The organism is Sphingobacterium griseoflavum (assembly GCF_014653155.1).
Lineage (GTDB): Bacteria > Bacteroidota > Bacteroidia > Sphingobacteriales > Sphingobacteriaceae > Sphingobacterium > Sphingobacterium griseoflavum.
This window is the reverse complement of the sequence record NZ_BNAF01000009.1, coordinates 235,363-241,872: the sequence shown is the minus strand read 5'-3', so window position 1 is coordinate 241,872 and position 6,510 is coordinate 235,363. Positions and strand designations below refer to the sequence as shown.

The 6,510-nt window shown below is 46.5% G+C and carries 4 protein-coding genes; all 4 read right to left on the bottom strand.

What is annotated here, in order from left to right; genetic code table 11:
- Nucleotides 1-94 precede the first annotated feature (94 nt).
- The 4 genes from IE165_RS13315 to IE165_RS13300 all read right to left on the bottom strand — a co-directional run bounded on the left by IE165_RS13315 (nucleotide 95) and on the right by IE165_RS13300 (nucleotide 6,510).
- Nucleotides 95-1,705, bottom strand: a complete 1,611-nt coding sequence (locus IE165_RS13315) for a polysaccharide lyase (protein ID WP_189627122.1) — start codon at nucleotides 1,703-1,705, stop codon at nucleotides 95-97.
- Nucleotides 1,706-1,711: 6 nt separating this feature from the next.
- A complete protein-coding gene (locus IE165_RS13310) occupies nucleotides 1,712-3,349 on the bottom strand; it encodes a polysaccharide lyase (RefSeq protein ID WP_229826556.1) in 1,638 nt (545 codons plus the stop codon).
- Between the two features lie 298 nt (nucleotides 3,350-3,647).
- Nucleotides 3,648-4,616: a hypothetical protein gene (locus IE165_RS13305; protein WP_189627121.1), complete on the bottom strand. Its 969-nt coding sequence runs from the start codon at nucleotides 4,614-4,616 to the stop codon at nucleotides 3,648-3,650.
- 28 nt (nucleotides 4,617-4,644) lie between these two features.
- Nucleotides 4,645-6,510 (bottom strand): RagB/SusD family nutrient uptake outer membrane protein, encoded by a 1,866-nt coding sequence (locus IE165_RS13300; protein WP_189627120.1) that lies wholly within the window; start codon nucleotides 6,508-6,510, stop codon nucleotides 4,645-4,647.

Genomic DNA, 6,510 nt, shown 5'->3' with positions numbered 1-6,510 from the left:
TTCCCATGACTTTAAAGTACGAAAATTCAACCAAATAAAAAAAGAGGCTATCCTTATGAGACGGCCTCTTTTCTATACAATTTAAAAAAACCTCTTATGGTTTTACGCGTCCTATGGGAACCACACTATTTAGGTAATTTTCAATATGAGCATACCCATTGTCACTAATTTCTGCTGAATCCTTTGGGTCCTTTGGATCCAAACCTACTTTAAGCTCGTATGCATCGGGAAGACCGTCGCCATCGGTGTCCTGATAAGGTTTTCCTTTATATACCGGATATCCGCCAACTTGGTTTACATGCGTAATAATACCTTGTTTGTAAGAGTCTATTGGTAACCGTCTTTTAACGTAAGGCGACGGCTTCAACTCTCCCGCGGCAGCTGAATAAACGACTTTTCCCGTTTTGACCTGCTTCACTATTCGTGTATCTACAGCATCCCGTTTTGGCAAGATTGCACCAACATTTGCCAACACATAATCATAAGCGTCCTTCGCAGGAAGTATTTTACCGAAGGCCGCCAAAGGGAACGGTTCATCCACCTTTATTTTTGTTAGAATTGATTTATCGGCGTCGGGCTGTACACCTCCGTCCCAATTATTTTTTGTTACTTTTTCGTTGCCTTCAATGACATTACCATGGACATATGCCTTACCGAAGGTATTCGCAAACTCCTTATCTCTTCCCGATTCGGGTTTAAGGATACGATACGAAATCGGTTTGCCAACTGGAGTGATAGGCCCCGGTTTATAATAGTTGTTGATGAAATTATAGAACGAACGATGATCTCCTCCATCGGCCGTACGGTTCCACCAATTCCATACCACATTATTCACAAAACCAAAATCACCGTACATGCCCACAGAAGGATTTCTACTGATATTGGAAGCCCACAGATTTCGCATAAATGTGCTGTTTAATCCACCGATGGTACTACCAAACGCGTGGTTATAGGTATCTAGTGCTTCCGAGAAGATAGAATTTTGAATCGTGATATTTACCGTCGGCAATTTGAGATTTTGGCCTTCCCGGTCATACACATGCCGGTACATGGACATATTTTCATCTAGTCCCCAACTCGCAGACACATGATCAATCATAATATTACCGACTCCATTTCCGCCCAACGCATCATCGCGTCTTGTCACATCAGTTGTGCCACGACGAAAGCGCATAAACCGAACGATAACATCGTGTGTATCGATGAGGAACGATTCGCCAGCGACGCACACGCCGTCGCCTGGGGCTGTCTGACCAGCAATGGTAATGTACGGTGCACGCACCGTTATGGGTGTTTCGAGCTGGATAATGCCTGCTACATTAAAGACGACAATCCTAGCACCACCACTTTCGCAGGCCTCCCGTAAAGTGCCAGGTCCAGTATCCGCCAAACTTGTCACGACCATCACACGACCGCCACGCCCTCCAGCGGTATAAGCGCCGCCCCCCTCGGCACCAGGAAAAGCAGGAATGTCTGCCTGTGGCAGATCGCTTGGAAGCGCTGCATTCGGGATAAAAGGTTTTCCCTCCCGCGCCACGATTTGCTGCGCCCTCACCCAGGCTTTATCAGCACGAAGTTGTTCGAGCTGCTCCCGTTGAGCCGCAATCGCTTTCAACGAATCGGGAACAACAGGATATTGCGCCTGCGCAAACATAGGTGCTGCACAGGCCAACGAAAATAGGGCAGTTTTAAACGATAGACGCATCTGGTTTTATTTTGACGTGAGGCTGTTTAAATAGATTTCAATGTTCGCGTAGCCCGATTCTGTAATTTCTGCAGCATCACTTCCGTCTTTCGGGTTTAAACCCATTTTAACCTCTACATCATCGGGAATACCATCGTTGTCGGAATCTTTGTAGGCTTTGCCTTTATATGCAGGATAGCCGCCTACCTGTGCGATATCAGTTATGATACCCATCTTGTAAGAATCTTTTGGCAACCGGCGGTGTTCAAAGTCTTTTTCGGGCAGGGTTACGTTTTTCAACGGCGTTGGTTTCCCATCGCGCACCTCTTTGACGATACGCAGATCTACGGGATCGCGCTTCGGCAGCGTAGCCCCTGCATGGTCTAATACATAATCATACGACTCGCCGGCACTCATGATCGTAAATTCCGCATGGGGAAATGGCTTGGCTGCTTTCATCGCAGCGAAGTAGGGTGTCGCCTCGTCAAAGGTCATCCCATTTCCGGCCTTGTTTTCCAATTGCACACCGCCGTTCCAATTATCTGCGGTCACCTCCTTATTTCCTTCCACAATGTTACCCGCCACATAAGCCCGGCCAAACACGACGTAAGGCAATTTGCTTCGGCCAGATTCTGGTTTTAGGATACGGTAGCTGATGGGCTTTCCTTCTGGCGTAGCCGGCCCTGGTTTGAAATAGTTGTTGAAAATATTATAGGTAGCTTGGTAATCACCGCCATCGATGGCACGATGCACCCAATTGTAAATGACATTATTAGCGAAGTTAAAGATTCCGTTCCAACCAATCGAAGGATTTCTAGCGGCATTATTCGCCCATAGATTGCGCATGAAGGTACAGTTTTCGCCCCCCAATGTACTTCCGAATGCATGATTCCAGGTATCCAATGCTTCGGAGAATATCGAGTTTTGAATGGTAATGTTAACCGTGCCACGTTTCTCTTCCTGTTTACCCGTACTATCGTTGTACATGTGTCGATACATCGACATATTTTCATCCAAACCCCAACTTGCCGAAACATGGTCGATCATGATGTTACCTACCGGATTGCCGCCAATAGCATCGTCACGCCGGCCTACAAAGGTTTCTCCACGACGGAATCGCATATGGCGCACGATCACATCGTGGGTATCAATCCAAACCGACTCTCCTGCGACACATACACCATCTCCGGGAGCGGATTGCCCTGCGATGGTAATGTATGGGGCGCGAATCATCAGGGGCGTTTTTAGGCGGATAATACCGGCCACGTTAAAGACGACGATACGAGGGCCACCTTGTTCGCAGGCCTCACGTAACGTCCCTGGTCCGTTATCTTCCAAACTTGTGACCACGATAACTTTACCTCCGCGACCACCAAAGCTGTACTTACCACCTCCCTCGGCGCCGGGAAATGCCGGAATTTCTGCTTGGGGTAGGTCTGTCGGCCGTCCAGCCCATGGGATGTAGGGCTTGCCCTGTTTTGCGTAATGTTCAATAACGGGCAATGCTTTTGCCCACGCTCTATCGGACTGCGCTCTTGCAGCGTTCATCATATCTTCAGAAGCCTGCTTGACTTCAGCTGGAATTTTAGGGTACTGTGCATTTGCCTTGAACGTCACTAAACAAGCAAACACCATTAACATAAATGGAGTTACTGAAAATCTCATTTGTTGAATGAATTTAAAATTTGACATTATTTCCTTTCCTTCTCACCAATCTGTTGAGGCGCACGGATATGACCTCATTTATAAATGGCATAATCAAAGTAACGTAGATTTTTACGGTATACCATAGCGCTGGTTATCATTTTATGATATTATATTAGCATGGATAACGCGTATTAAATCGGTAAAAAGCAAGATTATACATTGTTGTTAGCCATACTAAAAAACCCTACCAGATTGTTTACCGGTAGGGATCCAATTTGCGAAAGACAGCGCTTTCACGCAACAATAACAATCATGCTTAGTGCTGGATTTTTGTACTGATACTGAGGTAATCTTCACCGGCGGCATCGACTGTACTCTGGTTAATAAGTATAGCGCCATATTTTCCTTCCGGTGTCAGAAAATACAACATCGAACCAGCATTTAAGCCCATTGCGTATTCGTTGAAACTCGTGATTGTCTGATTGATGGTTTGCTTTTTTGCTTCCTCTTCTATTCTACTGGAAGAAACCAATGCAGCATTAAAAAGCCCACCGCCGCCACTTGCATTTCTTACTGGCGCACTGAATAATGTTTGTCGTTTTTCCCAATTCGACAGATCATACGCCGGGTAAGGATTCGTTTCGGTGGAAATAGCATACATATTAAATACCACCCGACCAAAGTTTCCTTGCGTTTGATCGATTTGGCTATAAATACCAAAATCGATATCTGCAGCATTCGCTTGGCCTTCGGCATAGGTGTAAGCCTTTCCTTTTCCGATCGCATAAAAGGTCGGCAGTTCGGGCTTATTCGGATTGGGCCTATAAACCTTTCTATCCGCTAAGATCGTATAACTTGGTGCCCCTTCTATGGTTACAGACTTATACCCATCCCCCATATATACATTCTTATCATCTAAGGCATAGATTCGAAACGTAGCTCTGCCATCACGTTGAATTTTGAAGCGAAGCCTACCGCTGTAGGACCGACGTTGGCTTTCGTTCAGCGTGAATTCACGCTTTCCGTTCGCTCCGCCCGTACCGATCGTGCTATCAACCACCAATTTCATCATATCTCTAGTAGCCGAAGTAATGGTAAAACTGATATGTACACTATCGCCATCATTGTATTTTCGGTAGTCGGTAACCGCGTATTCGCTATCGTTGTGAAAGGTTATCTTCACGTCGTCAAACATGTTAAAAATGTTCTCCGACTCGACACTGCACGACGCAAAGGTCGCCAAGGCAAGGACGGTCAAAAAAGCTATTATTTTTCTCGTTGTCATAATTCCTATTTATTTTTTGAACACCGCATTAATTGTCTAGGGGATCGAAGGTTCCTCCTGCCCAGCCTACAGTCGGATAGATATCTACGCCTCTCCACACGTAATCGTTATGGAAGGTATAAAAGTTATGGTACTCCGGAATATTCATGGCCCCGAAACCCGTGTTCTGCTGCTGGATAGCCATTCTAAAATTCTCCTGATATACTGTTTTATCTTCCACATTTATACTGTTTCGACCTCCTGCATTCAGCGTAGCAGCATCGACTCCGGGCTGCAGTTCAATGCGAATCGTTTCCAAGGACTCGCCCGAGAGCAGATGCCATCTGCGTGTGCGACGTAGATCCGAATTACGCTTGTTTTCAAAAGCAAATTCAATCATACGTTCATTCAAAATCAGATCGCGCATGTCAGCTACACCTGCTGCCGCCCCTAGGCCATAATCGTTGTTTCCTACTTCGATACCTGCCCGTTGTCTAATGGCGCGCACCATATTTTTAGCCGTGGCCATATCACCGGTTTCATTGGCACAGTCTGCATAATTAAGCATGACCTCTGCTAGACGCATTTCAATCCAATCCATGCCACTACCACCTACATCGTTCGTCACGGGAACATTGGATGCGGCCAATGTAGGGGTTGTAAATTTCTTGGTGTAAACGCCCCAGTTGGCACTTTCTGCGATACCATCCACCGTAGCACCGACATAGGTCCACTGCACCCTATTCGTACCTTTGTTACTTAACGGATAAACACTGCCATTGTACGCGAAGGTAGCCGTAAAGCGCGGGTCGCGATTTTGCCAAAACATCACCGCATCATAGCTATAGTTCCCGGCTTGATCGATGCGATTGCCATCTTTCATGGGGTAGGCCTGCAGCAGCTTCCATGTTGCTCGGTAGGCTCTGTCAGGCGCGCCGCCTTCAGATTGTGGACGATTTTTACGCTCTTCATTGTGGCCTCTTTTTGGCAAGGAAGCGGAATATGACCGGGAAATAATGGTTTCCTTATTTGCAGGCCCTTTTGTCTGCCAAATCTGGGCATAATCTGCTACTAAGCTATGCCCTTTGGCCAAACATAATTCATAGGCCTCTTTATTGGCTTCCAAAGCTACTGCCCACCGGGCGGCATCGTAAGGGTGCTTAGGATCATTGAGGGGGTTAAACTGCGGGCTAGCCCAGTACAACAGGGCCTTGGCCTTCAAGGAGGCCGCCGCTTCCTGCGTGATGCGCCCCCAGTCGCCAGCACCATACGTTACTCCTTCGAGGTAATCGACAGCTTTTGTCAAATCGTCTACAATAACATCGAAACACGCGCGCGCACTTGCCCTTCCTTTGGCTTGTAAATTTTGGGGGTCTTGTGGCTTCAGAACTAACGTGGTGCCACCGTATACCTTCACCAACTCCAAGTAGACCATCGCGCGCATAGCATGGTATTGACCTAAAAATCGGCGTTTAGCATCCTCACTTATGCTACTCTCTGGGATATATTTGATCGCATTGTTGCATCGGGCGATATCCATATACCGGTTGCTCCCGTAATTTAAAGTGTATAAATTCCCGACATAAAATACATCGTGGTTATGCAACGCCTCGCCATTAATGCCCAAAGCACGCGCAGCATGCCCCGCCTCGGATGCAAAATAATTCTCATCATTGGCAAGATGTATCTCCCAACGATTCGGAATTACTTGGTGCGGCCATTTCGGGATAATAAGCTCGTAGGTTTTATTCAAATGAAAATCAATGGAACCTTCCGAGTTCCAAACGACTTCGCTGCCCAAACCGTTACGATCCTCCAATAGGAAAAATTTATCATCATTACAGGCCGTGAGGATACCCGAAACCAACAGGATACCGAAGCCTTTTCTTAATATCGTCTTTATATTCGTTTTCAT